The sequence below is a fragment of the Actinomyces sp. W5033 genome, from assembly GCF_051303165.1.
In genome coordinates this window covers 26,289-51,501 of record NZ_JBPPGD010000001.1, presented here as the reverse complement: position 1 = coordinate 51,501, position 25,213 = coordinate 26,289, and the positions used below count along the sequence as shown (strand labels likewise).

Genomic DNA, 25,213 nt, shown 5'->3' with positions numbered 1-25,213 from the left:
GGTGCGCGTGCTCAGCGGGCGGGCTCACCGGGCACCGAGGCGCTGCCCGGACCGCTGGGTGTGGCCACGGCGTCGACGGCGCCCCCGAAGCGGCGGTCGCGGTGGGCGTAGGCCTCGATGGCCCGCCACAGCTGGGTGCGGTCGAACTCCGGCCACGGCAGGTCGGAGAAGTACAGCTCGGCGTAGGCCGACTCCCACATGAGGAAGTTGCTCGTGCGCTGCTCCCCGCCCGTGCGGATCATGAGATCGACGTCGCGCATCGAGGGCGAGTACAGGTAGCGCTGGATGGTGCGCTCGTTGACGCCGGAGGCCTTGAGCCTGCCGGCCTCGACGTCGGCGGCGATGGCCCGGGCGGCGTCGGCGATCTCCGCGCGTCCGCCGTAGTTGAGGCACATGTTGAGCACGAGCGCCTCGTTTCCGGCCGTGATCCGCTCGGAGCGGCGGACCTCGGCCAGCACCGAGCGCCACAGGCGAGGCTCGCGCCCCACCCAGTTGACGCGCACACCCCAGGCGAGCAGGTCGTCGGTCTGGGCCCGCAGGACCTCGCGGGTGAAGCCCATGAGGAAGCGGACCTCGGCCGGGGAGCGGCGCCAGTTCTCCGTGGAGAAGGCGTAGACGCTCAGCTCCCTGACACCCACCTCGACGGCGCCGGCGATGACGTCCATCATCGTGGACTCGCCCACCCGGTGGCCCTCGGTGCGCGGCAGGCCCCTGCTGTTGGCCCAGCGCCCGTTGCCGTCCATGACGCAGGCCACGTGGCCCGGCACGCTGCCGGGCGCCAGCGACGGGGGCGTGAGGCCCTCGCGGTGCAGGGGAACGGCCTCGTAGACGCCGGTGCTCTTCGCGGCCATCGTCAGACCCTTTCGACGAGGGAGAGGGAGCGCAGACGACGCTCCAGGTGCCAGGTCAAGTATGCCGACACCAGGCCGGAGGCCTGTGCGCGCTCACGGGCGCTGGAGCGCTCGGCCACCGGCCAGTCACCGGACAGCAGGGCGCCCAGCAGCACCATGGTGCCCTGCTCGACCTCGACGCTGCCCGCCAGACGGCAGGAGGCGCACACGGCGCCACCGGCCTGGACGTGGAAGGCCTCGTGGGGGCCCGGGGCACCGCAGCGCGCGCACTCGAAGCAGGAGGGGGCCCAGCCCGCCAGCGCGAGGGCGCGCAGCAGGTAGGAGTCAAGGACCAGGCCGGGGGCGTGGCGTCGGCGGCTGAGGGCGAACAGAGCGCCGTACAGGAGGAGGAACTGCTGGGCGGCCTCAGCGGTGCCGAGGTCGCCGTCGTCCTGGGTAAGCCGTTCGGCGGTCTCCACCATGGTCGAGGCGCAGGTGAAGACGGCGTAGTCGTCGGTGATACCCCGCGCGAAGGGCTCGATGGCCTCCACCTGGGTGACGACGTCGAGGCTGCGGCCGGCGTGGAGCTGGACGTCAATCATGGAGAAGGGCTCGAGGCGGGCACCGAAACGGGACGTGGTACGGCGCACGCCCTTGGCGACGGCGCGCACCTGACCGTGGGCGCGCGTGAGCATGACGATGATGCGGTCGGCCTCACCCAGCGTGTAGGTGCGCAGGACGAGGGCCTCGTCGCGGTAGAGCTTGCTGGGCACGCGCGCAGTCTCTCACGCCCTCACCTCCACCCCACCCCGCCTGCCCACCTCCTCGGTTTGCGCGCGAACGTACGGCAAACCCCCAGGGAGTTCGCGCGCAAACCGAGGAGGTGGGCCAAGAGGACAGGGCTCCACAGCCAGCCGCCCGACCACCGTGCGCCTGCGCTTGTCCACAGACGCGTCCTGCGCCTGTGGCAGGTCCAGCGTCGGCTCCGCATCCTGGCGCCATGAGCCCGGCCTCGCAGCACTACCCCTGTCCGCCAGAGCCGCCGGCGCTCCGGTTCACCTCAGAGAAGACAGTCAGGGACCTCAGCTCCCAGCCCGGACTGGTACGCGTGGGTTGGGGCACCTACATGGCCAGTGCCGACGACCTCCCCTTTTGGCAGGCCCAGCAGCAGCTCACCCTCGCCCGGTGCGCGGCGGCGCTCCACCAGGTGCCCTCGGCCCGCGCTCTCACGCACGAGGCAGCAGCCGCGGTCCTGGGGCTGTCGGCGATCCGGCGCGAGCCCGACATCCGGCTGGCGGTGACCTCCATACGCAACCGGGCACGCCTGCCCATGCCCTTCGTGCGCCTCGGTGACCGGCCCTGCCGCCGCGTGGTCATCCACCGGTCCCTCGTCATGCCCGATGATGACGAGATCGTCGTCGTCAACGGCCTGGCCGTCACGACTCCCTTGCGCACGGCGCTGGACTGCGCCTTCGACCTGCCGGTGCGCGAGTCGTTGCCAATCATCGACTCGGCGTTGAGGATGGTGTGCCGTCCCGACCGGTGGACACGGGCAGCCACGACACCGACGCGCGTCGGCGACGCCGTCGCCCGTCTTCGCAAGGAGGTGGAGCGGCAGGGGCCGCGACGCGGCGCGTGCCGGGCGCGCACGGCGCTCACCCTCGTCAACCCGCTTGCGGAGTCGCCGGGTGAGAGCGTGATCCGGTGGGGCGCCGCGGCGGCCGGGCTGCCCGCGTCCGTGTGCCAGCGGCGTGTCGAGGTCGAGGGGCACGAGTACTTCCTGGACCTCGGTTTCGAGAGGCTGCGCGTCGGCTGGGAGTTCGACGGGCTCGACAAGATGCGCGAGGCGGAGGACTTCCGCCGGGAGAAGCAACGTGAGCTGCGGCTGTCCCGCGCCGGGTGGCAGGTGTTCCGCTTCGGCTGGGAGGACCTGCGCGACCCGGAGGCGATGGTGCGCAGGATGCAGAGGGTCATGCCGCTCGCCGTCGCCAGCCGCCGAGCACGCACTGAGCGGCGGGACCTGTGGGTGTGACACCCCTCCCCTGCCCCCACCCAACGCGGCACAACAGACCTCGAACTCCTCGGTTTGCGTCCGAGAGTACGGCTACAGGCCGTACGTTCGAGCGCAAACCGAGGAGTTGGGCCGGAGCCGGGGCCTGGCCGGCTGGGGCCGGCTGGGGCCGGGTGGGCCGGAGCCGGGGCCGGTGGGGTCAGCGCAGGGCGCGGTTGACGGCTGAGATAACGGCCTTGAAGGAGGAGGTCGTGATCGACGGGTCGATGCCGACTCCCCACAGGACCTGGCCATCGACCTCGCACTCGACGTAGGAGGCGGCCCGTGCGTCACGGCCCTCGCTCAGCGCGTGCTCGACGTAGTCCAGGATGCGCACGCTCACACCCGTCTGCTCCAGGGCCGTGACGAAGGCGTCAAGCGGGCCGTTGCCCGAGGCGGTCAGCAGCCTGCGCTCGCCGCCGTCACGCACCGTGATCGTGAGGATCGAGTCCTCGTCGCCGGAGGAGGTCAGTGTCGCGCCCTTGAGCTCGAAGCGGCCCCAGGGCTCGAGCTCCGTGTCCGGCTCGGTGCGGGCGGGCAGGTACTCGTCGGTGAACATCGACCACATCGTCTCGGCATCGATCTCGCCGCCGTAGGTGTCGGTGTGACGCTGGATGATGCGGGAGAACTCGATCTGGAGCCGGCGGGGCAGGTCGAGGTTGCGCTTCTGCTTGAGCAGGTAGGACACGCCGCCCTTGCCGGACTGGGAGTTGACGCGCACGACGGCCTCGTAGGAGCGGCCGACGTCGTGCGGGTCGATGGGCAGGTACGGCATCGACCAGGGCACCGCCGTCTCGGCGGCCTCGCCGTCGAGCCCCTCGGCGCGCTTGGCGGCGACCGCCTCGGCGCGGGCGGCGAAGCCCTTCTTGATGGCGTCCTGGTGGGAGCCGGAGAAGGAGGTGTACACGAGCTCGCCGGCGTAGGGGGTGCGCGGGGGCACAGGCATCTGAGTGGAGGTCTCGACGACCCGCCGGACCGCGTCGATGTCCGACAGGTCGAGCATGGGGTCAACGCCCTGGCTGAAGAGGTTGAGGGCGAGGGTGATGAGATCGACGTTGCCGGTGCGCTCCCCGTGCCCGAAGAGGCAGCCCTCGACCCGGTCCGCGCCGGCGAGCAGGCCGAGCTCGGCGGCGGCCACGCCGGAGCCCCTGTCGTTGTGGTTGTGCAGCGACAGGGCGATGACGTCACGGCGCGAGAGGTTGCGGCTCATCCACTCGATCTGGTCCGCGTACACGTTGGGGGTGGCGCGCTCGACGGTGGCGGGAAGGTTGAGGATGATCTCGCGCTCGGCCTCCGGCTGCCACACGTCCATGACGGCCTCACAGACCTCAAGGGTGTAGTCGCGCTCGGTGTCGACGAAGATCTCCGGGGAGTACTCGAAGCCGAAGATGGTGTCCTCGGTGAGGACCTTCTCGGCGCGGGCCATGACCATGCGGGTGCCGTCGATGGCGAGCTCGCGCACGTCGTCCTTGCCCATGCGGAAGACGACCTCACGGAACAGGGGCGACAGGGCGTTGTACAGGTGGACGGTGGCGCGCGGGATACCGACGCAGGCGTCGAGGGTGCGGTCGATGAGGTCCTCGCGGGACTGGGTCAGGACGCTGATCGTCACGTCCTCGGGGATGGCGTCGTCATCGACGAGGGAGCGCACGAAGTCGAAGTCCGTCTGAGAGGCGGCAGGGAAGCCGATCTCGATCTCCTTGAAGCCAATGCGCACCAGCAGGTCGAACAGGGCGCGCTTGGCCTCGGGCCCCATGGGCTCGATGAGGGACTGGTTGCCGTCGCGCAGGTCGGTGGACAGCCAGCGGGGCGCGCGAGTCAGGCGCTTGGTGGGCCAGGTGCGGTCCGGCAGGTCGGTGAGGACGGTGTCCTGGAAGGGGACGTACTTGGTGAAGGGCATGCCGGAGGGCTGCTGGGGGGCAGGGCGGGCGGTGCGCATGGGTTCTCTCCTCGACGGTGTGGCAGGCGGGCGGCACGGGAGGGCGTGCCCGGGGCCGGCAGCACGGATGAGCCGCGGTCGGGTCGCCGGCCCGGTCAGGCCCCGCCGCGGCGACTAAGCAGCAGGCTCATCGTCGTTCGCACGGGAACGACGTTACCGCGATCTCCTCGCGCACGCAGGTCTCGTCACTGGGTGGACGCCCGCCGCCACTGCCCGGTGGGCGAAGCGGGCCGGCATCCACCCACCCGCCCGTCGCGTTGACACAACAGAAGGTAGTAGACATACTACTTTCAGACCTGTACCTACGACGAAAGTCGCGACCATGAACGACATCGTCACCGTCGAGAACCTCACCTTCACCTACGGCGGTCCCCCGGTCCTGGACGGGCTGAGCCTGGAGGTCCGCCAGGGAGAGCTCGTGTGCCTCCTGGGGCCCAACGGCGTCGGCAAGACCACGCTCATCGAGAACCTCCTGGGCTCGCTCGCCCCCCAGTCGGGGACCGTGAGGGTCCTGGGGACGGACCCGCGTCGCGCCCCCGCCTCCTTCTGGACGCGCATCGGCCTGGTCCAGCAGAACTGGACCGACCACCCCAAGTGGCGCGTCGCGGACCAGCTCGAGTGGATCCGGTCCATCCAGATGACCGCCACCGACGACGTGAGCACCGTCGAGGACGTTCTCACGGCGGTCGGCCTCAGCGAGCAGGCCGGTAGCCGCCTGTCACGCCTGTCCGGCGGCCAGCGGCGCAGCGTCGATCTCGCGGCGGCCCTGCTGGGACGCCCCAGCCTGCTCGTGCTCGATGAGCCGACCACCGGCCTCGACCCTGTGGCCCGCACCCACGTGCACGACCTCATCGCCCAGCGCATCGACGACGGCGCCACCGTCCTCATGACGACGCACGACCTCGCCGAGGCCGAGCGCCTCGCCTCGCGGGTGCTCATCATGGCCCACGGGCGCGTCCTCGCCGACGGCTCAGTCACCGAGCTGCGCGAGCAGCTCAGCGACGACGCCGAGATCACCTGGGTCCAGGACGGCCGCCGCCACGTGCACACCACGCCCACCCCCGAACGCTTCCTGCAGAGCCTGGACCTGGGCAGCATCTCGGAGCTGACCGTCACCCGCCCCACGCTCGAGGAGACCTACCTCGCCCTGACACGCAAGGAGACCCGCTCATGAGCCCCCGCCCCGACCGCCGCCCGCGCCTGGGCGCCCTCGCGCGCGCCGTGTGGCACCAGAGCGTCGCCGACCTTCGTCCCACTCTCCTGGGCAGCGGCGTGCTCAGCCTGATACTGGCCGCGGGCGTCATCGTCGCCGTCGGCAGGACGAGCAGCCGGCTCATCGAGGCCCACACCGCCTACGGCACGATGCTCGTCGCAGGCAGCGTCGGGGCCCTGGGCGGGCTCATCGCGATACAGATCGCCTCCGAGACCTTCACCGACCGCGTCGGCGGGGCCCTGCTGCGCGTGCGCATCCTGCCCCACGGTGCGCTGGTGTGGACGATCAGCAAGACCGTCACCACCCTCGTGCACACGATGGTGATGCAGCTGGCGGTGCTGCTGGGTGGCGCGCTCTTCCTGCCCGACCTGGCGCCCAGCGCCGCGCAGGTCCTGAAGTGCGTGCCCCTCATCGTCCTGGCCGCCCTGGCCTCAGCCCCCCTGGGCGTCATCGCCGGCTACGGCGCGCGAGGCATGTACAGCCTCATGCTCACCTTCCTGCCGGTCATGGCGCTGGTCCTCACCAACGGCTCCTTCTTCCCGGTCGTGTCCCTGCCGCGCTGGCTCCAGCTCATCCAGGTGGTCATGCCCACGTACTGGTCGGGGCACCTGACCCGCTGGGCCCTCGTCGGCGACCCCTCGTGGGAGGTCGGCGGCGCCTTCCATCCGGGCACCGCCGTGGCGGTCCTGGCGGCGTGGGCCCTGGTCGGGCTCGCCGTGGTGTCCCCCGCCCTCGTCAGTCGCTCCTTCCGCAAGGAGAGCATCGGTAGCCTGGCACGCCTGCAGTCCGCCACCCGCTCCCAGACCGGCATGTGATGGCAGACGACGTCGTCCACAACCGCATCGCCGTGCTGCGCGCGGACCGCCGCGTCAGCCGCCGCCAGCTCGCCGACGCACTGGGGGTGCACTACCAGACCATCGGCTACCTCGAGCGCGGCGAGTACTCGCCCTCCCTGCACCTGGCTCTGCGCATCGCCCACTTCTTCGACGTGCCGGTTGAGTCCGTCTTCTCCCTTGAGGACTTCCCTCCCCTGGGCTGAGACCGCCCACCGCGACCCGCAGCCCGCCACGCTGCGGCCCTGCTCAGCGGAGCATGGGGAACAGCCCCCAGTAGGACAGGGCAGCCAGGAGCAGCACGGAGCCGACCACGGCGCTGGTGAGCACCAAGGCGGCGGGCACGGTGAGCCAGCGCCCGCCCTCGTCGCGGCCGTGGCGCACGTGCCCGCGCACAAGGCGGACCCGCCCGACGAGCTTGACGAGGATGACGACGGCCAGCAGCGCCGTCAGCTGGGCGGCCAGCCAGCCGCCGTAGGAGATCCACGGGTTCGAGGAGTAGGACAGGGCCAGGCGCGCCACCATCGCGACGTAGGCGAGGTAGAGGACCCAGGCCGCCAGCACGGCCAGGGCCAGGGCGCCGGTCCAGCGGCCCACGGGGTCGGGCAGGTGCATTCCGCGCCGGCCCACGAGCCTGGGCAGCTGGCCTAGCACCCAGCCCGCCCCGGAGGCCGCCAGCAGGGCCAGGCCGGAGAGGATGCCGACGAGCATGAGGTCGCCGGAGGCGTACCAGCGGGCACGGCCCGGCGCCTGGGCCCAGAAGTCCTGCACCGGGGTCGCCCCGGCGACGTGAGGCTCGGCGCGGGCCGTGTCGGGCAGGCCCGTGACCCAGCGGGCGAGGTCCCGGGCCACACCGGGGGCGAGGGCGCCGTCGGTGCTGTTGCCACGCTTGAGGCCGTGGTTGGCGCCCGCGTAGTAGCGCACGGTCAGCTGCGTGTTGCCCGCCACCTGGATGTCGTCCCAGATGGTCGCGGGCCCCTGGACGAGGGGCATGGAGGAGTCCGCGGTGCCGTAGAGCATGAGGACGGGGGCGGTGATGCGCTGCTGGTAGGAGGTGGCGTCGAAGTCGGCGTAGCGGAAGGCCCCACCCGGCAGCTCGCGCGCGCCCAGCAGGCGGGCCACCGCCGTCAGCAGCGGCTCGGGTACCCCGACGTTGCTCAGGTAGGTGCCGGCCGCGTAGGTGGCCTGCTGGCGCAGCTGGACCACGGGGGCGCTGGCCAGCACGAGGAAGGCGAGCCCCGGGTCGCGCCCGGCGGTGACGACCCCGGGGAAGCCGCCCTCGGACTCGGCGTACACGCCCACGCCGTTGGCTGCCACGGTGGGCAGCGTTCGCAGGTAGTCGATGGACTGGGCGTAGTCGTCGGCCATGAGCTCGTAGTCACGCTCGGTGAGCGTGTACCCCTGGGTCGGCTTGTCCGGGACGAGGGTGGTCGCGCCAGCGCTGGTCAGGGCCTCGGCCTGCTCGCGGAAGCCGTAGCGGGTGTGGGTGCCGGCACCGTGCATGAAGACGACGCCGAGGGTGCCGGTCAGCGCACTGCCGTCGGCTCCCAGGGGCTGACGCAGCAGGCCGCCGACCGTCGTGCCGTCGGCTTGCGCGAGGGTCAGCTCCGTGGTGAGCACGGCGTAGGTGCCGACGGCGGCGGTGGCGGCCCCTCCCCCGATGCGCGTGTCCGTGGTGGTGGGCACGAGCACGTCACGGGCCGGCTGGGGGGACCACCGGGGCCCGGCGAGGGAGCCCAGCAGGGCCAGGGCGAGGACCGTGACGACGACGGCCCCGGCGGTGCGGTGGTCCCAGGACACGGCGGTCACGAGCGCCCCCAGGCCCACCGTCGTGATGATCCCGACGATCTCGGTCTGCCCGGCGCCGACGAGGGCCAGGAGCAGGACGGCGGCGATCACCCCCGCAGCCATGACGGCGAGGCGGCCGCGCTCCTCACGCCACAGGCGCGCGAGCAGGCTCCAGGCGCGCCGGGGCACGACGCGCAGCCAGCTGAGGGCGGCGGCGAGCTCGCGGCGGCTGAGGTGGGCCGGGTCGGCGCGCCGGGCCTGGCGGCGCTGGGCACGCTCGCGCCGCCTGTGCTCACGCTCCTGGGGTCCCACGGGGCGTGGCCGGTGTCAGAAGCCGAGCCTGGCGAGCGCCTTCGGGTCGGACTGCCAGTCCTTGAAGGTGCGCACGTGCAGGTCGAGGTAGACGGGCCGGCCGAGCAGCGCCTGGATCCCCTTGCGGGATACGACACCGATCTCCTTGAGGCGCGAGCCGCCCTTGCCGATCATGATGGCCTTCTGGGAGTCGCGCTCGACGACGAGGCTCACACGCACCTGAAGCCGGCTGCCGGTGCCCTTGACGCGCGAGCCCGTGGTGTCGGTGCGGGGGTCCACGATCTCGTCGACGACGACGGCCAGGGAGTGGGGCAGCTCGTCACGCACGCCCTCGAGGGCCGCCTCGCGCACCAGCTCGGCGATCATGACGGCCTGGGGCTCGTCAGTGACCTCACCGGTCGGGTACAGCGGAGGGGAGGGCGGCAGGTGGCTGATGAGGACGTCCTCGAGGACATCGACCTGCTCCCCCTTGAGCGCGGACACGGGCACGACGTCGGCCCAGTCGCCCAGGTCGTTGACAGCCAGGAGCTGGGCGGCCAGGGCCTCGCGGCTGACGGTGTCCGCCTTGGTGACGACGGCGACGACGGGGCGGTGGACGTCGGCGAGGTCGCGCGCGATGAAGCGGTCACCGGGACCGACCTTCTCGTCGGCGGGCACGCACAGGACGATGACATCGACGTCGGCCAGGGTCTCGCGCACGAGGTCGTTGAGGCGCTTGCCCAGAAGGGTCCTGGGGCGGTGGAGGCCGGGGGTGTCGACCAGGACGAGCTGGGCGTCGTCGCGGTGGACGACGCCGCGCACGTTGTGGCGGGTGGTCTGGGGGCGCCCGGAGGTGATGGCGACCTTCTGCCCGACCATGGCGTTGGTGAGGGTGGACTTGCCCGCGTTGGGGCGTCCGACCAGGCAGGCGAAGCCGGCGCGGAAGCCCTCGGGCACCTCGGGGACGACGATGTCGGCGCGGGCGGAGGAGGGCAGGGCCTCAGTCCGGTCGCCGCCGTCGGGCTCACCGGTCTCGTCGACGTCGTCGAAGGCGTTGGGCCCGTCCATGAGCTCGTCGTCGGAGGGGAAGCGGAAGAGGTCGTGGGTCACAGCGTCTCCTAGGTGGTCCGGGCCCGTGGGCCTGCTCGTGCGGCGGGCGCCGCGCCAGTGATGGTATCGGTCCGGGCATCTCCTCGCGGTCAGCCGTCCAGGCGCTCACTGATGAGCCGTGCCAGGCGCAGCTGGCTGGGCGTCTCACGGCCGAAGGTGCTGACGATGCGGAAGCCCTCCTTGTCGCTCCCCGAGTCCGTGACGGGGCCGTCGAACAACGCTCCCAGCACGCCCAGCGCCGGGTCGCCGGTGCGCTCGAGCACCAGCCACGGCAGCACGACGCCGATCGCCGCGTTGCCGAACAAGGAGGCGGCGCTGGCGACCAGGTAGGCGGGCAGCGTCAGTCGGTTGGTCATCCCGCCAGTCAACAGGGTTGGCCTTGGGGCAGGGCAAACACCCAGGTGGGGGTGCCTCATGCCCGTCGTCGCGCCAGAACGTCCCCGGTACCCGGGTGCGCGGGCGTCCAGGGGCGCTACTCCTCGGTGTCGCGGCTGACGATGAGGCTCGTGACCTGCCGGCGGCGGCCGGTGGCCTCGTCGGCGACGAGCTCCAGGCCCTGGGCGCGGCCGGTGGCGCCGGGCAGGGGGACACGGCCGATCGCCTTGGTCAGCAGCCCGCCGGCCGTGTCCACGTCGTCGTCGTCGATCTCCAGGTCGAAGAGCGCACCCAGGTCGGCCAGCCCCAGGCGGGCGGGCACGCGGTAGCGTTCCTCCCCCAGGTCCTCGACCTCGGGCTCGGCGTGGTCGTGCTCGTCCTGGAGCTCGCCGACGACCTCCTCGAGCAGGTCCTCCATGGTCACGAGGCCGGCGGTGCCGCCGTACTCGTCCACGGCGAGCACCATGTGGACGTGACCGGTCTGCATCTCACGCAGCAGGTCGTCGGCGGCCTTCATCTCCGGCACCCAGGTGGCCTCACGCACGAAACCGAGGACGGGACGCTCGGCGTGCTCGGGGTGGTCTGCCAGGCGCCGCAGGACGTCCTTGAGGTAGACGATGCCACGCACGTCGTCGGCGTCCTCACCCACGACGGGCACACGCGAGTAGCCCGAGAGGGTGAACAGGCGCATGGCGGCGCTGGCGGGCTCGTCCACGTTGATGGTGACCATGTCCGTGCGCGGGACCATGACCTCACGCACGAGGGTCTGGCCCAGCTCGACGACGCTGCGCAGCATCTCGCGGTCCTCGTCCTCAATGGACTCCGCCTCACCGATCTCGTCGATCATCTCCCGCAGGTCCTCGGTGACCTCCGCCAGGGCCTCGGCGTCGGTCAGGGTGGAGGCGCGCCCGAAGCGCTCGTCGAACCAGCGCCAGGGTGCTCCGAGGGCGTCCACGCGGTCCAGGACGCCGGCAAGGACCAGCAGGGTGCTGCTCGGGTTGCGCCGTCCCAGGGAGCGCGGGGAGATGCCGACGACGAGCCCCAGCAGGACGGCGTTGGCGGCCACCGAGACCAGCAGGACCGCCCACCAGGGCGTGATGAGGCCGGAGACGGCCAGGGTGAGCAGGACCGCAGCGAGCATGTCCACGCCCACACGTACCGCGCCGACGGAGGCCAGGACCTGGCTGCGCCGGCCGGCGAGGTCGAGGACGCGCCCCGCGCCGCGGCGCCCCTGCTCCACGAGGTCCTCCGCGGAGGCTCGGGTCATGCGGGTCAGTGCCGCCTCCCCGGCGGACAGGAGCGCTCCGCAGGCCAGGGTGACAACGGCTGTGACGAGCAGCAGGGAGATGGTGGCGGCGCTCATGCACCTCGCTCCGCGAGGAAGGTCAGCAGCAGGGTACGCTGAAGATCGAACATCTCCTTCTTCTCCTCAGGCTCGGCGTGGTCGTAGCCGAGCAGGTGGAGGATGCCGTGGACGGTGAGCAGGAGCATCTCCTCGGCGGCGGAGTGGCCGGCCTCAAGCGCCTGCCTGGCGGCGACCTGCGGGCAGATGACGATGTCGCCGAGGGTGCCGGCAGGGGTCTCGGACTCGGCAGTGCCGGGGCGCAGCTCGTCCATGGGGAAGCTCATGACGTCCGTGGGGCCGGGCAGGTCCAGCCAGCGCAGGTGCAGCTCCTCCATGGGCTCGGGGTCGATGAAGAGGATGTTGAGCTCGGCGCGGGGGTTGACGTGCATGTGGTGCAGCACGTGCTCCGCGATGGCGGAGAACTCGGTGAGGTCGATCTCGGCCTCGGTCTCGTTGTTGACCTCGGTGCTCATGCGCGGCTCCTGATGGTGGCGGTGCGGAAGTCCTGGGGTGTGCGGCCGCGGCGGCCGGCGGAGCGGGGGCGCGCATCCGGCCCGGTGAGGGCCTCGGCGGCGGCGCGCTCGGCGTCGTGTCGGGCGTAGGCGTCGATGATGCGTCCGACGAGGCGGTGGCGCACGACGTCGGCGCTGCCCAGCTCGCAGAAGCTGATGTCGTCCACGCCCTCGAGGATGCGGCGCACGAGCACGAGGCCGGAGGGGCGCCCTCCCGGCAGGTCGATCTGGGAGACGTCGCCGGTGACGACCATCTTGGAGCCAAAGCCCAGGCGGGTGAGGAACATCTTCATCTGCTCGGGGCTCGTGTTCTGCGCCTCGTCGAGGATGACGAAGGCGTCGTTGAGGGTGCGTCCGCGCATGTAGGCCAGGGGCGCGACCTCGATGGTGCCCGCGGCCATGAGGCGGGGCAGGGCGTCGGGCTCGAGCATGTCGTGCAGCGCGTCGTACAGGGGCCGCAGGTAGGGGTCGATCTTGTCGGTGAGGGAGCCGGGCAGGAAGCCGAGGTTCTCCCCCGCCTCGACGGCGGGGCGGGTGAGGATGATGCGAGAGACGCAGCGCCTGGCCAGGGCGTCGACGGCCTTGGCCATGGCGAGGTAGGTCTTGCCGGTGCCGGCGGGGCCGATGCCGAAGGTGATCGTCGAGGCCTCGATGGCGTCGGTGTAGGCCTTCTGCCCCAGCGACTTGGGGCGGATGGAGCGGCCGTGCGTGGTGAGGACCTCGTCGGTGAGGACCTCGGTGGGGCGGGCGGCGGCGTCGAGCAGGCCGATGGCCCGCTCGACGGCGTCGGCGGTCAGGGGCGTGCCGGCGCGGGCGACGTCGATGAGCTCGGAGAGGAGCAGGATCACCATGTCGACGCGGGCGCTCTCGCCGGTGACGCAGACGCTGGTGCCGCGCACGTGGATGCGCACCTCCGGGAAGCCGCGCTCGACGGCTCGCAGCACCTCGTCGTGGGCGCCCAGGAGGGTCACGGGGGCGAGGTCACCGGGCAGGGTGAGGGTGCGGGTGACGTCCTCGTGCGCTGCGCGGGGCGCGGTGGCGGCACAGCGGGGGCTGCGGGAGGCGACCGCCGTAGGTGCGGCTACCGGGCTGATGGGCGGATTCGTCATCGTGGGCACATGCTACCGGGCGGGTGGCGGCACGGGGACGGGGCGGGTGTCCCGGCCGCCTCGCCGTAGGCCTCAGCGGGTGCGGCGCGGGACAGTGAGGGCCGCCACCGTGAGCGCCGCGAGACCGAAGGCGAGCAGGAGGCCCAGCCGGCTGGCGTAGTCCACGGAGACCTCCGTCGAGGTCGCTGCCTCGGTCACGGCGTCAACCGCCCAGCTCATGGGAAGGGCGTCGCCGATGGCCTCCAGCAGTCGGGGCATGTCCTCGCGCGGCACGAGCAGGCCGCACAGGAACAGCTGCGGGGCGATGACGACGGGCATGAACTGCACGGCCTGGAACTCGCTGCGTGCGAAGGCGGAGACGAGCAGTCCCAGGGCCACGCCGACGAAGCCGGTGACGAGGGCGAGCAGCAGGACCCAGCCCCAGCCCGCCTCCACCGTGACGTCGAGGCCCCAGCCGGCCACGGCGCACAGGACGAGGCTCTGGACGAGCGCGGTGGCAACGAAGGCGGTGGCGTAGCCGAAGAGGACGTCGGCGCGGTGGGTGGGAGTGGTCCACAGGCGCTCGAGGGTGCCGCTGACGCGCTCGCGCAGCATGGCCACGGAGGTGACGAGGAACAGGACGGTCATGGGCAGGATCGCCATCATCGCCACGGCGACGCGGTTGAACAGGAGGTCGGCGCCCGGGGAACCGGAGTAGACGAGGTACAGGAGGGTGAGCAGGAGGGAGGGGACGGCGACGATGAGGGCGACGGTGCGCCGGTCGGCGCGCAGCTGGGCGAGGATGCGCGCGGTGGCGGCGAGGTAGGTGCGTGGGCTCATCGTGCGGCCTCCACGGGGGTGCTGGGCGCTGCTGGCCTCGCAGTGCTGCGGGCGCGGGTGATGACGGCCAGGAAGGCGGCGTCGACGGTGGACTCGCCGGTCTCGGCGAGGAGCTCGGCCGCGGTGGTGGAGGCCAGCAGGTGCCCGTCGCGCATGAGCAGGACCCGGTCGCAGCGGAAGGCCTCGTCCATGACGTGGCTGGAGACGAGGATGGTGGTGCCGCGCTGGGCCATGGTGCGGAAGGTGCGCCACAGGTCCTCGCGGGTGAGGGGGTCGAGTCCGACGGTGGGCTCGTCCATGACGAGCAGGTCGGGGTCAGCCACGAGCGCGCAGGCCAGGCTCACGCGGTTGGCCTCGCCACCGGAGTAGGTGGACACGGGCCGGTCGATGAGGGCGCTGAGCCCGACGTCGGCGATGACCTCCTCGACGTTGCGGGCGCGGGCACCGGCGAGGCGGGCGAAGTAGGAGACGTTCTGCCGGCCGGTGAGCTCGCGGTAGACGGACGTGTCCTGGGACATGTAGCTCACCCGTGCGCGCACGGCCGGGCGCCCGGGCTCGGTGCCGAGGACGGTGACCCGGCCGCGGTAGCGCTGGACGCCGACGAGGGTGCGCATGAGGGTGGTCTTGCCGCAGCCGGAGGGACCGAGCAGGCCCGTGACGGTGCCGGGGTCGAGGGTGAGGTCGAGGCCGTGGAGGATCTCCTTGCCGCCGCGGGCCACCCGCAGGTCGCGGACCTCGACGACGGGCAGGGCGGCGTCCTCGGTGCTCGCTCCTGCCGTCCGGGCGGTGGCGGGCGTGTGGGGGCCGGGGCCACCCACACCTTTTTTCATCATGTGATGAATATAGGGTGCCGACAACGTCCCGGCAAGCCCTTCGCAGGGCCGGATCAGGCCGCGTGCCACAGCCCCAGGTCGCCAGTGAGGTAGTGCTGGACGGTGGGGCCGACGGCGAGAACCAGGTCCTCGCGCTCGGCGTCGCGCACGGCGGACATCCTCGCGACCCAGCGGACCATACCCAGGCCGATGAGCTGGCTCGCGATGAGCTGGGTGCGCAGCTCGGCCCGGTCGGGGGCCAGCGAGGCCACCAGCGGGGCGATGACCGCGCCGATGAACACGTCTCGGATGCCGGAGATGACACGCTCGTGGCCCAGTGCCGCACGCACGAGGGCGGTGAAGCGCTCGCCGCCCATCCGGTCCCAGGTGGACAGGAAGACCCGCACGACGGCGGCTCCCTGGCTCTCAGGCTCAGCCCGTCGGACCTGCTCAACGAGGGAGGGGTCGAGGGTGACGCCGTCGATGTCGCCGACGACGGCCTGGGAGAACAGGGTGGCGCGGTCGGCGAAGTAGTGGTGGACGAGCGCCGGGTCAACCCCGGCCTCCCGGGCGATCCCGCGCAGGGAGGCGCTGTAGCCGTCGCGGGCGAAGGCGGTGCGCGCGGCGTCGAGGATCGCCTCGCGCGCGTCAGGGCTGCCCGCCGGGCGCCGTCCGCGGGGGCTCATGCAGGGCTCCCGACGGCGGTGGGCGCGCTCGTGGCACCCGTGCGACCGAGGGGAACAGACATACGGGCCTCCTGGGACAAACGGGGACGGGTACGGCGACCGCGCACCGCACCGATGACACACTCGTGATGGTCGCACATGACCAGAGAACACCACCCACCTCCGCCTCAGCTGGGCGGGCGCTCCCAGCAGGCTCTGATGACCCCGAGTCAGGACCTCCACCGCCACAATGCCCTTCACCATGGTCCTTGTGGACACGCTTTGCTCAGTAGTCTCGAGGCATGCTTGGGCTCGATTGCGCCTTCCTCGCGGACGACGTGTCGATCCAGGGCGATCGACTGACAACGGTCGGAGCCTCCTTCACCCGGATGGAGGCGCAGGCCCTACCGGCTCGTGCATGGTTCGCCGTTGCAGGGCGGATCCGGTGCGACGAGGCCGAGAGGGAATGGGTCAACCTGACCATCCGCTTCATCTCACCGGGCGAGGATCCGATCGTGGTCGATGCAGACCTCCCCCTGACCGACCTGTGCCGTCAGCTGCACATCCACAGTGACGACGAGCCCTACCTCGCCAAGCTGTTGCCGACCTTGCGCCACTCGCTGCGTTTCACACTCACCTCGACCTAGGACCCCACGATCCAGGCACGCACAGGGCTGGAGACCACTCGCTCGGCACGTGCGTGATCACTCAACCCGACGGTGCTCATCGGAGGTCATCGCCTCTACGCGCTCACGGTAGCCTCCGGGCCATGACCAACGAGGACGGATCCTCCCTCTTGTCCTGGCTCTTCGGGCGCCACCAGGAGGACCGGCCCTCTCATCAGGCCCACGCGCCCCGGGTACCGGTCGCCCCGCCCAGTGAGCCGGCCAACGCCGACGAGAGCGCCAAGCGCGCCATTGACGCGGCCCGCGCGCTCGGAGCGCAGGCGGTGGGGAACCCTGGTACCCCGTTCACACCGTCATCGCCTCCCGCCAACGGGGCGGGGCTGACGCTGGAGGAGACCGCCCTCGCCACCGACAACCCAGTTCTCGCCATCAAGATGGTGCACGAGCGCACGGGCCTGACCTTGAAGGAGGCCAAGGCCTTGGTCGACACCGCCCGACGAGGCGCAGGGGCCTGATCACCAGGACCGGTGGACTCGCCCGGCCCTGTCCGACGCCGGGCGCGCTCCGTAGACTGACCGCACCCCGCGCGAATGGAGCACGCTCTTATGCCCGTCACCACTGCCATGCGTGAGCGCCACGTGGTACGCGAGTACCTCGACACGCCCCTGCCCGACGACCTCGTGGCCACCCTGCGCTCGCACATCACGGATGCCAACGCCTCCCACGGCACCGACATCCGCCTGCTGACCGGCAGCGCGCGCGTCTTCGGTCCCGTGTGGGGGCCGGTGCGCGCCCGCAGCGTGCGCAACTGCCTGGTGATGTCCGGACCGGACGCGCCCGACCTCGATGAGCGCCTCGGCCACGCCGGCGCGGGCCTCATGCTCACCGCGCAGGAGCTCGACCTCAACACGTGGTGGGTCGGCGGGACCTTCTCCCCCAAGGCAGCTGCCCGTGCCAGTGGTGCCACGGGCCGGGTGCCCGCAGTCGTCGCCCTCGGTTACGGCGCCACCCAGGGCCGCCCGCACGCCTCGAAGCGGCCCGAGCAGGTCGCCACCTACGACGGTGAGACCCCGGCGTGGTTCGCCCAGGGCGTCGAGGCGGCCCTGCTCGCCCCCACCGCCCTGGGCAAGCAGGCCTTCACCCTCACCGGCCGGGACCGCCAGGTGACGATCCGCTGCGAGGAGAGCGCCTACGCGCTCCAGGACCGGGGCATCGTCAAGTACCACGTCGAGGTCGGCGCCGGCCCCGGCACCTTCACCTGGACCGACTGACCTCGCCCCACGGAGCCGCGCCCTCCCCGGCGACTGACGCCCATGGCGCGCTCCTCACATATGAGGTCACCAGCCCGCCCCCAAGGTCATGACGGGATGAACGGGTGCAGACACCGAGGCCGGGTGGCGCCCGCGCAGGCCTCCGTGCCGGGCCGGCCCGAGGCCCAGGGGCACGCTCATGGTGATCACATGTGCTCAGCGATCCGGGTTTTCGTTGGCCTTCCGGGGTTGTCATCTGAGCGCGGCAAGGACCGCCGTGGCTCCCATGTGCGTCGGTGTCACGTACGCACGTGGGAGCCACGGGAATGCGCACACCGGATCCGCAAAACCGCGGGATCACGCGGTTCGCATACGGCCCCCGGAACCATGAGCGTGCAAGCCGGGCATCACGCACCGCCGGCGGTGACGCGCACCGCCGTCATCAGCAGCCCCGAGCGCCGACCAGCACCTGGACACGCCCCGGCATCAGCCCCACAGGCCGGCGCGCTGGGCGAGGACCGCGAGTGCCACCGGCCCGGCGCTGGCCGTGCGCATGACGTGGGGCCCCAGGCGCACCGTCGAGGCACCCGCTGCCTCCAGCGCCGCCGTCTCCTCACCGCTGATGCCGCCCTCGGGCCCGACGACAACGCCGAGCACCACGGGCCCCTCGTCGCCTGCGCGTGCGGCCCCGTGCACCTCCGCGTCCCCCACCGCGGCCGGCAGCACCACCCCGCCGACCGGGGCCGCGGCCTCCTCATGCAGCACGAGGACCACTCCCCCAGCCTCCACGGTCCGCGACACCCAGGCGCACAGCTGGGCGGTGGACCGCAGGTCCTCAACGAGCGGCACCCGGGCGCGTCGGGCCTGCTTCGCCGCCTCGCGCGCCGTCGCCTCCCACCTGGCCCGGCCCTTGGCGGCCCTCGGCCCGTTCCACACGGACACGCAGCGGCTCGCCTGCCAGGGCAGCACGAGCTCGACACCGACCTCTGTGGCCGTCTCGACCGCCTGCTCATCCCGCCCGCCCTTGGCCAGGGCCTGCACCAGGGCCAGGCGCACTGGCGGGGCCGGCTCCTCAACGCGCTCGGTGACTCGCACGCCCAGGCGGTCCTTGGCTCCCCCGACCCCGGGGTCTGTCACCTCGCACACGAGCCTGAGCCCCTCGCCGTCGACGAGGTCCACCCGCTCACCGGGGCGCAGGCGCCGGACCGTGACCGCGTGCCGGGCCTCGGGCCCGGTGAGGACGAGCAGAGCGCCTGTCTGCGCGGTGGCGGCGGCCCCGGCGGGCGCGAGGGCGTCGGCTGTGAGGATGAAGACGGGTGCGGTCACGGGCCACAGCCTACGGGTCGGGCGTCCGCGGCCCGGCGTCCCCAGGCCCGGCGTCCCCGCGGCATGGTGCTAGCGTCGCCTGCCATGAGCGCCCGCGAGCCCGGTCCCTTCCCCACGCACGCCCAGACGGTCGCCGAGATCGCCGCCAACCTCGCGGCGGTGCGCGCACGCATCGACGCCGCTGCCGCACGCGCCGGACGCGACGGCGCCGGCATCCGGCTCCTGCCCGTGACCAAGACCGTCACCGAGCCCCGCCTGCGGGCCGCCTGGGAGGCCGGGGTCACCCAGATGGGTGAGAACAAGGTCCAGGAGGCCCTGGGCAAGGCCCGGGCCATGGCGGACCTCGCGATCCACTGGGCCGTCATCGGCCACCTGCAGACCAACAAGGCCAAGGACGTCGCCGCCTTCGCCCACGAGTTCCAGGCACTGGACTCCCTGCGCGTCGCCGAGGCCCTCGACCGGCGCCTGCAGGCCGCCGGGCGCGGCCTCGACGTCTACGTCCAGGTCAACTCCTCCGGTGAGGACACGAAGTTCGGGCTGGTGCCCGAGGCCGTGCCCGCCTTCCTCGCCGCCCTGCCCGCCTACTCCTCACTGAGGGTGCGCGGGCTCATGACGCTGGCCGCCCACACCGAGGACCGCGAGCGAGTCATTGACTGCTTCCGGCTCATGCGCGATCTGCGCGACGCGGGCCTGCAGGCCGGCACCGTGGGTGACGGCGAGCTGTCGATGGGGATGAGCGGCGACTTCGAGCTCGCTGTCGAGCACGGCTCCACCTGCGTGAGGGTGGGTCAGGCGGTCTTCGGGCGGCGCCCCACCCCGGACAGCATGTACTGGCCCGGCCGTCGGGACGGCAACTGAGGACGCGCCGGCAGCGCCACCCGGGCCCCGCCCAGGCTCGGCGCCCCGGGCCGCCGTCAGCGGCCGACGTCACGGCCCGCCGTCGGACGGCGGGCCCCGGACTCAGCGGTGCTTGCGCGACCTGCCACCCTTGCCGGCGTTCTTGATGCGGTCGAGCAGACCCTCCTCGACCGCGACGAAGCCGTCCTCCCCGCGCAGGGCCGCCAGCTCCTCAAGCAGCTCCTTCTGGCGGTCGGTGAGCCGGGTGGGCGTCTCGACGGTGAGCACGACGTGCAGGTCGCCACGGCCCTTGCGGCGCAGGCGCCCCACGCCCAGCCCGTCGAGGCGGATGTCGTCACCCGTCTGGGCGCCCGCACGCACCGTCACCTCCTGGTCGCCGTCCAGGGTCTCGACGGAGAACCGGGCGCCCAGGGCGGCAGCGGTCATCGGCACACGCAGCTCGGTGTAGAGGTCGTCGCCGTCGCGCTCGAGGCTGTGGTGCCGCTCCTCCTGGATGATGGCGTACAGGTCGCCGGCCGGTCCCCCACCGACGCCCGCCTCCCCCTGGCCCGACAGGCGCAGGCGTGTGCCCGTGGAGACGCCGGCGGGCACATGGATCTCGATGTCGCGGCGCACGTGGCTGCGCCCCTCGCCCGCGCAGTCCTGGCAGGGCGTGACGATCTTCGTGCCGTAGCCGCCGCACTCGGGGCACGGTCCACTCGTCATGATGTTGCCCAGGAAGGAGCGCTGGACCCGCTGGACCTGTCCCTGGCCGTTGCAGCCGGTGCACTGCACCGGGGAGGTGCCAGGCGCGCAGCAGGAGCCGTGGCAGGTGGCGCACTGGACATAGGTGTCCACCTGCACGCTCTTGGTCGCACCGAAGGCGACGTCCGCCAGCGTCACCGGCACGGACACCATCCCGTCCTGCCCGCGACGTGCCCGCGAGGCCGGGCCCCGGCCCTGGCCGCCGCCGAAGAAGGCCTGGAACATGCCACCCAGGTCGGAGAAGTCCCCGCCCGGGAAGCCGCCGGGGCCGCCGCGCAGCGCGTCCTCGCCACCGAGGTCGTACATCCGGCGCTTGTCAGCGTCCGACAGCACGTCGTAGGCGACGGACACGGCCTTGAACTCGTCCTCGTGGCCCGGGCCCGCAACGTCGGGGTGAAGCTGGCGGGCCTTCTTGCGGTAGGCCTTCTTGATCTCGTCGGCGGTGGCCTGTCGGCTCACGCCCAGCAGCTCGTAGTAGTCGCTCACAGGTGGGGCTCGTCCTTCGTGTTCATCAGCATGCGTTCGCTAGGAGGCGGGAGCGGCTCACTCAGGAGCAGACCCCGCAAGGAATCGGGTGAGGTAGCGGGCGACCGCGCGCACGGAGGCCATCGTCGCCGGGTAGTCCATGCGGGTCGGGCCGATGACACCCAGGTGGGCGACAGCGTCCTGGGAGCCCGCCCGGTAGGAGGCCGAGACGACGCTCGCCTCCGCCAGGGCGTCGTCGTGGTTCTCCGAGCCGATGGACACGCGCATGCCGTCGCCCGCGGCGCGTGAGGCCGGGGCGCCGCCGTCGGCCAGCAGCCGCAGCAGCACCACCTGCTCCTCGACGGCGTCAAGCAGGGGGCCCAGGGAGGAGAAGTCCGGGGTGGAGCGCGCCAGGTTCGCGGTCCCGGCCACGACGAGGCGCTCCTCCGCGTCAGGACGCAGAGCGTCCTCGAGGGCGCCGGTCACGGCCCGCAGCAGCACGCGCTCCTGCGCCGGGGCCTGCTCGCCCAGGGCCTCCAGGACGGGGACGACGTCGGCGGCGCGGCACCCCACGAGGGCGGCGTTCAGGCGCAGGCGCAGGTGCTCCAGGGCCGGGAGGTTGACGACCTCGCCGTCCATGACGACGGTGCGCTGCTCGACGCGGCCGGTGTCGGTGATGATGACGAGCAGGATGCGGGTGGGTCCCAGGGCCACGAGCTCGAGGTGGCGCAGGGAGGTGAGCCTGAGACTGGGGTACTCGACGACGGCGAGCTGTCCCGTGAGCTGGGCGAGCACGCGCACGGTGCGGGCGACGACCTGCTCCAGGTCCGCCTCGCCGGTGAGCAGGGCGGTGATGGCTGCCCGCTCCGGGGCCGACAGGGGCTTGAGGCGGGCGACCTGGTCAACGAAGAGGCGGTAGCCCTTCTCCGTGGGCACCCGCCCGGCACTCGTGTGGGGCTGCTGGATGTAGCCCTCGTCCTCAAGGGCTGCCATGTCGTTGCGGATGGTCGCTGGGGAGACCCCGAGCTGGTAGCGCTCAACCAGGGCACGTGAGCCCACCGGCTCACGGGTGCGCACGAAGTCGGTGACGATGGCGGACAGGACCTTGAGGCGGCGGTCGTCGGCCATAGGGTTCTCCTTCCGCGTCGTCCTGGTGGTGGTCCGTCCGGCGCGCCGGACGGTTAGCACTCTCATGGTGTGAGTGCCATCCTACGCCGGGGCCCGGCGGGTCAGGCCACCCCTGGGCGTGAGGTTCCCCTACCGTGCCCTGAGTGAACACGCCCCGACGCCCCTCAGCCGCCACGCCCGTGCCCGTGCGGGGCGCCGCACCCGTGCCCGGATCGACCGCGGCCAGGCGGGCCGCCCTGCGCGAGCAGGCCGCCCGCGCGCAGGAGGCCATGCGCTCCGACGGCAGGCGCGCCATGACCCCCCTGGAGCGGCGCCGCGCCAAGGCCGCCCCACCCGCCCGCCCCAGCGCGTCAGACCGCTACGGCGCCGACGTCCTCAGCGCCGACCCCCACCGTCTGGGCCCCCACGCGGTGCGCCCCGAGTCCGTCCACGTGCCCGTCAGCCACGGGCTCGTCGTCGAGGACCGCCAGACCGGCTTCGTCGGCGCCGCCGTCGCCGTGGAGAAGTCCGGCGGCCGCCACGTCGTCGTCCTGGAGGACCGTACGGGCACCCGCCGGGGATTCCCCCTCGGCCCCGGCTTCTGGATCGACGGGCGTCCCGTCATCCTCGACCCTCCCGTCGCCCGCCCGGCACCGCCCACCGGGCCCGTCAGCGCCGCCGGCAGGAGGCTGACCGCCTCGGGCTCCTACGCCGTCGGGGGCGGCCGGGCGAAGGTCGCGCGGGCCTCACGCATCTGGGTCGAGGGCAAGCACGACGCCGAGCTCGTCGAGAAGGTGTGGGGTGACGACCTGCGCCACGAGGGCGTCGTCGTGCTCATGCTCGACGGCGTGGACCACCTCGAGCAGGTCATGGCGGAGTTCGGTCCCGGCCCCGAGCGGCGGGCCGGGGTGCTCGTGGACCACCTGGTTCCGGGCTCGAAGGAGTCGCGCATCGCCGAGCGCGTGCGCACCATGCCCGGCGGGGACAACGTCCTCGTCCTGGGACACCCCTACGTGGACGTGTGGCAGGCCGTCAAGCCCGAGCGCGTGGGGCTCAGCGCGTGGCCCCAGGTCCCGCGCGGCACCGACATCAAGCACGGCACCCTGAGGGCCCTGGGATGGCCGCACGCCGACCAGGCCGACATCGCCCGCGGATGGCAGCGCATCCTGGCCACGGTACGCACCTACAAGGACCTTGAGCCGAGCCTGCTGGGACGCATGGAGGAGCTCATCGACTTCGTCACCGCTCCCGGCACGCGCTGAGCGCCCCCGCCACCTCCCCCCTCGTTCACAGCAGACGCACAACAACGTCAAGCGTCGCCCTCAGGACGCGTCCGCACAGTGGAGCCCACAGCCGCCACAGGACCGGCGCCACCCGGGCGCACAGGTCAGGTCGGCGGGCGCTTACGAAGGGGCCCCGCACCATCATGAACGTCTCACGCCGACTCGTCCTGAAGACCATCCCACTCGCCGCCCTGCTCGGGTCCCTGGCCGCCTGCGGCGCCTCCACCAGCACGACGACGCTCGCGTCCTCCCGGGCCCTCGAGCCCACCGACGCCTCCCTGGCGCTGGACACGGCCGCCTGGTCCTACGACTCCCAGGGCGGTGTCTACTACCAGATGGGGCTCGCCTACGGCTCCTCCATCCAGGACACCGCCTACGAGACCCTGTCCGTGTTCGTCCCCGGCGCCTATGTCACGGCCGAGGACAACGGCGACGGCACCTACACGCTCACCCCCGCCGAGGGCTCGGTCGGCGCCTGCACGAGCGCGAACGCCCCCATCGTCATTCCGGTCAACACCCCCGGCTACTGCGCGCAGTCGCCCCTCAGCGAGTACTCCTACTCCACCGTCAAGGCCTACATGGAGGCGGGTCTCATCTACGTCGTGGCCGGCCTGCGAGGCAAGGACTCGACGTCCGAGGACGCTGCCGGCAACGCGCCGTGGGGCGTGACCGACCTCAAGGCCGCCGTGCGCTACCTGCGCTACAACGCCTCCCGCCTGCCCGGTGACACCGAGCAGGTCTACGTCTTCGGCCACTCTGGTGGCGGCGCGCAGTCCGCCGTCATGGGCGCCTCCGGCGACAGCGCCCTGTACACGCCGTACCTGGCGGCCATCGGCGCGGCCACCACCGACGAGGACGGCAGCCCCCTGTCCGACGCCGTCGCCGGCGCCATGTGCTGGTGCCCGATCACGAGCCTCAACGAGGCCAACGCCGCCTACGAGTGGAACATGGGCCAGTTCGCCTCCTCCGGCACCCGCGCCACGGGCACCTGGACCGAGGCCTGCTCCAAGGACCTGGCGGCGGCCTACGCGCAGTGGGTCAACAGTGCCGGCCTGACCGACGCCGACGGCAACGCGCTCACCCTGGAGCGCTCGCGGGAGGGCGTGTTCCTGGCGGGCACGTACTACGAGCACCTCATGGGCGTCATCGAGGGCTCGCTCAACGGCTTCCTGGCGGTGACCAGCTTTCCGTACACGCCCTCGAGCACGACCATGGCCGGCATGGAGCTGGGCGGCGCCCCCTCGGGGTCCGCGCCCTCCGGAGGGGCGCCCTCGAAGGATGTCGGTGCGCTCGACGGCGTCGACCGCGGCCAGACGGAGAACACGGTCCTGGGCGTCGGATCGACGACGTTGCACTTCTCCCAGGTCTCGCGTGACGTCATCGCCGCGGGCGAGGCCTCCTACGCCTCGCTGTCCGGCTGGTGCGACGACTACGGCTCGGCCGGCTACGACTCCGACCTCGCCGAGACGGACTCGCTCGGCACCACCGTGCTCACCCGCGAGCAGATGTACAACCCGATGTACTTCCTCCTGGCGGGCTCCGAGGGGGCGAACAGCTCCACGGTGGCGCCGTCATGGCGCATCCGCTCGGGCATCGGGCAGGGGGACACGGCCACGACCGTGGAGATGAACCTGGCGCTCGCGCTCGAGTCCGCCGGCCACGAGGTGGACTTCGCGACCGTGTGGGGCCAGGGACACACCATGGCCGAGCTCGAGGGCGACGCTGAGTCGAACTTCATCTCCTGGGTGCAGCAGGCCGCCGCACGGTGAGCCCGGCCCCGCCGCACAGGTGTCCCGGCCCCGCTCCCTGCGGTCAGGGGGCGGGGCCGGGACACCTGTGCGGGCGTGAGCGGCGTCTCAGGCG

25 protein-coding genes are annotated in these 25,213 nt (G+C 72.3%); 10 read left to right on the top strand and 15 right to left on the bottom strand.

Annotated features, from left to right (window positions below; genetic code table 11):
• Nucleotides 1–11: 11 nt before the first annotated feature.
• Nucleotides 12–851: a polyprenyl diphosphate synthase gene (gene uppS, locus ACSJJR_RS00230; protein WP_435941513.1), complete on the bottom strand. Its 840-nt coding sequence runs from the start codon at nucleotides 849–851 to the stop codon at nucleotides 12–14.
• 2 nt (nucleotides 852–853) lie between these two features.
• The gene (gene recO / locus ACSJJR_RS00225; protein WP_435941512.1) at nucleotides 854–1,603 is read right to left on the bottom strand and encodes a DNA repair protein RecO; all 750 of its coding nucleotides are present in this window, start codon (nucleotides 1,601–1,603) and stop codon (nucleotides 854–856) included.
• A 353-nt stretch (nucleotides 1,604–1,956) separates the two neighbouring features.
• Here recO and ACSJJR_RS00220 point away from each other — a divergent pair, with 353 nt between their 5' ends.
• Nucleotides 1,957–2,862, top strand: coding sequence for a hypothetical protein (locus ACSJJR_RS00220; RefSeq protein ID WP_435941511.1), 906 nt, complete (start codon nucleotides 1,957–1,959; stop codon nucleotides 2,860–2,862).
• 178 nt (nucleotides 2,863–3,040) lie between these two features.
• On the opposite strand, the gene leuA is transcribed toward ACSJJR_RS00220, so the two are convergent.
• Nucleotides 3,041–4,819 carry a 2-isopropylmalate synthase gene (gene leuA, locus ACSJJR_RS00215; protein WP_435941510.1) on the bottom strand — a complete coding sequence of 593 codons (1,779 nt, stop codon included), beginning with the start codon at nucleotides 4,817–4,819 and terminating at the stop codon, nucleotides 3,041–3,043.
• Between the two features lie 322 nt (nucleotides 4,820–5,141).
• Here leuA and ACSJJR_RS00210 point away from each other — a divergent pair, with 322 nt between their 5' ends.
• Genes ACSJJR_RS00210 through ACSJJR_RS00200 form a run of 3 tightly spaced genes read left to right on the top strand, consistent with a single transcriptional unit; the run spans nucleotide 5,142 to nucleotide 7,071 of the window.
• On the top strand, nucleotides 5,142–5,993 hold the full coding sequence (locus ACSJJR_RS00210; RefSeq protein ID WP_435941509.1) for an ABC transporter ATP-binding protein: 852 nt from the start codon (nucleotides 5,142–5,144) through the stop codon (nucleotides 5,991–5,993).
• A complete protein-coding gene (locus ACSJJR_RS00205) occupies nucleotides 5,990–6,847 on the top strand; it encodes an ABC transporter permease (RefSeq protein WP_435941508.1) in 858 nt (285 codons plus the stop codon). The genes ACSJJR_RS00210 and ACSJJR_RS00205 overlap by 4 nt, the downstream gene beginning before the upstream one ends.
• Nucleotides 6,847–7,071: a helix-turn-helix transcriptional regulator gene (locus tag ACSJJR_RS00200; protein ID WP_435941507.1), complete on the top strand. Its 225-nt coding sequence runs from the start codon at nucleotides 6,847–6,849 to the stop codon at nucleotides 7,069–7,071. The genes ACSJJR_RS00205 and ACSJJR_RS00200 overlap by 1 nt, the downstream gene beginning before the upstream one ends.
• Nucleotides 7,072–7,114: 43 nt before the next feature.
• Here the strand turns inward: ACSJJR_RS00200 and ACSJJR_RS00195 are convergent, their stop codons facing one another.
• From ACSJJR_RS00195 to ACSJJR_RS00155, 9 genes are all read right to left on the bottom strand, one after another.
• Nucleotides 7,115–8,965: an alpha/beta hydrolase family protein gene (locus ACSJJR_RS00195; RefSeq protein WP_435941506.1), complete on the bottom strand. Its 1,851-nt coding sequence runs from the start codon at nucleotides 8,963–8,965 to the stop codon at nucleotides 7,115–7,117.
• A 15-nt stretch (nucleotides 8,966–8,980) separates the two neighbouring features.
• On the bottom strand, nucleotides 8,981–10,054 hold the full coding sequence (gene era / locus ACSJJR_RS00190; RefSeq protein ID WP_435941505.1) for a GTPase Era: 1,074 nt from the start codon (nucleotides 10,052–10,054) through the stop codon (nucleotides 8,981–8,983).
• A gap of 89 nt (nucleotides 10,055–10,143) precedes the next feature.
• Nucleotides 10,144–10,410 (bottom strand): hypothetical protein, encoded by a 267-nt coding sequence (locus ACSJJR_RS00185; protein WP_435941504.1) that lies wholly within the window; start codon nucleotides 10,408–10,410, stop codon nucleotides 10,144–10,146.
• Between the two features lie 116 nt (nucleotides 10,411–10,526).
• Nucleotides 10,527–11,792 carry a hemolysin family protein gene (locus ACSJJR_RS00180; protein WP_435941503.1) on the bottom strand — a complete coding sequence of 422 codons (1,266 nt, stop codon included), beginning with the start codon at nucleotides 11,790–11,792 and terminating at the stop codon, nucleotides 10,527–10,529.
• Entirely contained in the window at nucleotides 11,789–12,247 is a 459-nt protein-coding gene (ybeY, locus tag ACSJJR_RS00175) for an rRNA maturation RNase YbeY (protein ID WP_435941502.1), read from the bottom strand. The genes ACSJJR_RS00180 and ybeY overlap by 4 nt, the downstream gene beginning before the upstream one ends.
• Complete coding sequence (locus tag ACSJJR_RS00170) at nucleotides 12,244–13,395, bottom strand: PhoH family protein (protein WP_435941501.1); 1,152 nt, start codon at nucleotides 13,393–13,395, stop codon at nucleotides 12,244–12,246. Before ACSJJR_RS00170 ends, ybeY begins: the two co-directional genes overlap by 4 nt.
• 72 nt (nucleotides 13,396–13,467) lie before the next feature.
• Complete coding sequence (locus ACSJJR_RS00165) at nucleotides 13,468–14,214, bottom strand: ABC transporter permease (protein ID WP_435941499.1); 747 nt, start codon at nucleotides 14,212–14,214, stop codon at nucleotides 13,468–13,470.
• Nucleotides 14,211–15,044, bottom strand: a complete 834-nt coding sequence (locus tag ACSJJR_RS00160; protein WP_435941746.1) for an ABC transporter ATP-binding protein — start codon at nucleotides 15,042–15,044, stop codon at nucleotides 14,211–14,213. Before ACSJJR_RS00160 ends, ACSJJR_RS00165 begins: the two co-directional genes overlap by 4 nt.
• A gap of 56 nt (nucleotides 15,045–15,100) precedes the next feature.
• Nucleotides 15,101–15,712, bottom strand: a complete 612-nt coding sequence (locus ACSJJR_RS00155) for a TetR family transcriptional regulator (RefSeq protein WP_435941497.1) — start codon at nucleotides 15,710–15,712, stop codon at nucleotides 15,101–15,103.
• A 281-nt stretch (nucleotides 15,713–15,993) separates the two neighbouring features.
• Here ACSJJR_RS00155 and ACSJJR_RS00150 point away from each other — a divergent pair, with 281 nt between their 5' ends.
• From ACSJJR_RS00150 to ACSJJR_RS00140, 3 genes are all read left to right on the top strand, one after another.
• Complete coding sequence (locus ACSJJR_RS00150) at nucleotides 15,994–16,338, top strand: DUF6941 family protein (RefSeq protein WP_435941496.1); 345 nt, start codon at nucleotides 15,994–15,996, stop codon at nucleotides 16,336–16,338.
• Nucleotides 16,339–16,460: 122 nt separating this feature from the next.
• Nucleotides 16,461–16,832 carry a hypothetical protein gene (locus tag ACSJJR_RS00145; RefSeq protein ID WP_435941495.1) on the top strand — a complete coding sequence of 124 codons (372 nt, stop codon included), beginning with the start codon at nucleotides 16,461–16,463 and terminating at the stop codon, nucleotides 16,830–16,832.
• A gap of 90 nt (nucleotides 16,833–16,922) precedes the next feature.
• A complete protein-coding gene (locus tag ACSJJR_RS00140) occupies nucleotides 16,923–17,588 on the top strand; it encodes a nitroreductase family protein (RefSeq protein ID WP_435941494.1) in 666 nt (221 codons plus the stop codon).
• A 465-nt stretch (nucleotides 17,589–18,053) separates the two neighbouring features.
• Here ACSJJR_RS00140 and ACSJJR_RS00135 read toward each other — a convergent pair whose 3' ends face one another.
• Nucleotides 18,054–18,893, bottom strand: coding sequence for a 16S rRNA (uracil(1498)-N(3))-methyltransferase (locus tag ACSJJR_RS00135; RefSeq protein WP_435941492.1), 840 nt, complete (start codon nucleotides 18,891–18,893; stop codon nucleotides 18,054–18,056).
• An 84-nt stretch (nucleotides 18,894–18,977) separates the two neighbouring features.
• Between ACSJJR_RS00135 and ACSJJR_RS00130 the strand changes: the two genes are divergently transcribed.
• Nucleotides 18,978–19,751, top strand: coding sequence for a YggS family pyridoxal phosphate-dependent enzyme (locus tag ACSJJR_RS00130; RefSeq protein WP_435941491.1), 774 nt, complete (start codon nucleotides 18,978–18,980; stop codon nucleotides 19,749–19,751).
• A 102-nt stretch (nucleotides 19,752–19,853) separates the two neighbouring features.
• Here the strand turns inward: ACSJJR_RS00130 and dnaJ are convergent, their stop codons facing one another.
• Nucleotides 19,854–20,981, bottom strand: a complete 1,128-nt coding sequence (gene dnaJ / locus ACSJJR_RS00125) for a molecular chaperone DnaJ (protein WP_435941489.1) — start codon at nucleotides 20,979–20,981, stop codon at nucleotides 19,854–19,856.
• A 57-nt stretch (nucleotides 20,982–21,038) separates the two neighbouring features.
• Nucleotides 21,039–22,088: a heat-inducible transcriptional repressor HrcA gene (hrcA, locus tag ACSJJR_RS00120; protein WP_435941488.1), complete on the bottom strand. Its 1,050-nt coding sequence runs from the start codon at nucleotides 22,086–22,088 to the stop codon at nucleotides 21,039–21,041.
• Nucleotides 22,089–22,231: 143 nt separating this feature from the next.
• Here hrcA and ACSJJR_RS00115 point away from each other — a divergent pair, with 143 nt between their 5' ends.
• Nucleotides 22,232–23,329: a DUF3097 family protein gene (locus ACSJJR_RS00115; RefSeq protein ID WP_435941487.1), complete on the top strand. Its 1,098-nt coding sequence runs from the start codon at nucleotides 22,232–22,234 to the stop codon at nucleotides 23,327–23,329.
• Between the two features lie 164 nt (nucleotides 23,330–23,493).
• Nucleotides 23,494–25,119 (top strand): esterase, encoded by a 1,626-nt coding sequence (locus tag ACSJJR_RS00110; RefSeq protein ID WP_435941486.1) that lies wholly within the window; start codon nucleotides 23,494–23,496, stop codon nucleotides 25,117–25,119.
• The last annotated feature ends 94 nt before the right edge of the window (nucleotides 25,120–25,213 follow it).

What these genes read in the sequence shown, in the direction of transcription:
- uppS (WP_435941513.1), bottom strand. Translation starts at nt 851, where the DNA reads ATGGCCGCGAAGAGCACCGGCGTCTACGAGGCCGTTCCCCTGCACCGC.
- ACSJJR_RS00220 (WP_435941511.1), top strand. Translation starts at nt 1,957, where the DNA reads ATGGCCAGTGCCGACGACCTCCCCTTTTGGCAGGCCCAGCAGCAGCTC.
- leuA (WP_435941510.1), bottom strand. Translation starts at nt 4,819, where the DNA reads ATGCGCACCGCCCGCCCTGCCCCCCAGCAGCCCTCCGGCATGCCCTTC.
- ACSJJR_RS00210 (WP_435941509.1), top strand. Translation starts at nt 5,142, where the DNA reads ATGAACGACATCGTCACCGTCGAGAACCTCACCTTCACCTACGGCGGT.
- ACSJJR_RS00205 (WP_435941508.1), top strand. Translation starts at nt 5,990, where the DNA reads ATGAGCCCCCGCCCCGACCGCCGCCCGCGCCTGGGCGCCCTCGCGCGC.
- ACSJJR_RS00200 (WP_435941507.1), top strand. Translation starts at nt 6,847, where the DNA reads ATGGCAGACGACGTCGTCCACAACCGCATCGCCGTGCTGCGCGCGGAC.
- ACSJJR_RS00185 (WP_435941504.1), bottom strand. Translation starts at nt 10,410, where the DNA reads ATGACCAACCGACTGACGCTGCCCGCCTACCTGGTCGCCAGCGCCGCC.
- ACSJJR_RS00180 (WP_435941503.1), bottom strand. Translation starts at nt 11,792, where the DNA reads ATGAGCGCCGCCACCATCTCCCTGCTGCTCGTCACAGCCGTTGTCACC.
- ybeY (WP_435941502.1), bottom strand. Translation starts at nt 12,247, where the DNA reads ATGAGCACCGAGGTCAACAACGAGACCGAGGCCGAGATCGACCTCACC.
- ACSJJR_RS00170 (WP_435941501.1), bottom strand. Translation starts at nt 13,395, where the DNA reads ATGACGAATCCGCCCATCAGCCCGGTAGCCGCACCTACGGCGGTCGCC.
- ACSJJR_RS00165 (WP_435941499.1), bottom strand. Translation starts at nt 14,214, where the DNA reads ATGAGCCCACGCACCTACCTCGCCGCCACCGCGCGCATCCTCGCCCAG.
- ACSJJR_RS00160 (WP_435941746.1), bottom strand. Translation starts at nt 15,044, where the DNA reads ATGAAAAAAGGTGTGGGTGGCCCCGGCCCCCACACGCCCGCCACCGCC.
- ACSJJR_RS00155 (WP_435941497.1), bottom strand. Translation starts at nt 15,712, where the DNA reads ATGAGCCCCCGCGGACGGCGCCCGGCGGGCAGCCCTGACGCGCGCGAG.
- ACSJJR_RS00150 (WP_435941496.1), top strand. Translation starts at nt 15,994, where the DNA reads ATGCTTGGGCTCGATTGCGCCTTCCTCGCGGACGACGTGTCGATCCAG.
- ACSJJR_RS00145 (WP_435941495.1), top strand. Translation starts at nt 16,461, where the DNA reads ATGACCAACGAGGACGGATCCTCCCTCTTGTCCTGGCTCTTCGGGCGC.
- ACSJJR_RS00140 (WP_435941494.1), top strand. Translation starts at nt 16,923, where the DNA reads ATGCCCGTCACCACTGCCATGCGTGAGCGCCACGTGGTACGCGAGTAC.
- ACSJJR_RS00130 (WP_435941491.1), top strand. Translation starts at nt 18,978, where the DNA reads ATGAGCGCCCGCGAGCCCGGTCCCTTCCCCACGCACGCCCAGACGGTC.
- hrcA (WP_435941488.1), bottom strand. Translation starts at nt 22,088, where the DNA reads ATGGCCGACGACCGCCGCCTCAAGGTCCTGTCCGCCATCGTCACCGAC.
- ACSJJR_RS00110 (WP_435941486.1), top strand. Translation starts at nt 23,494, where the DNA reads ATGAACGTCTCACGCCGACTCGTCCTGAAGACCATCCCACTCGCCGCC.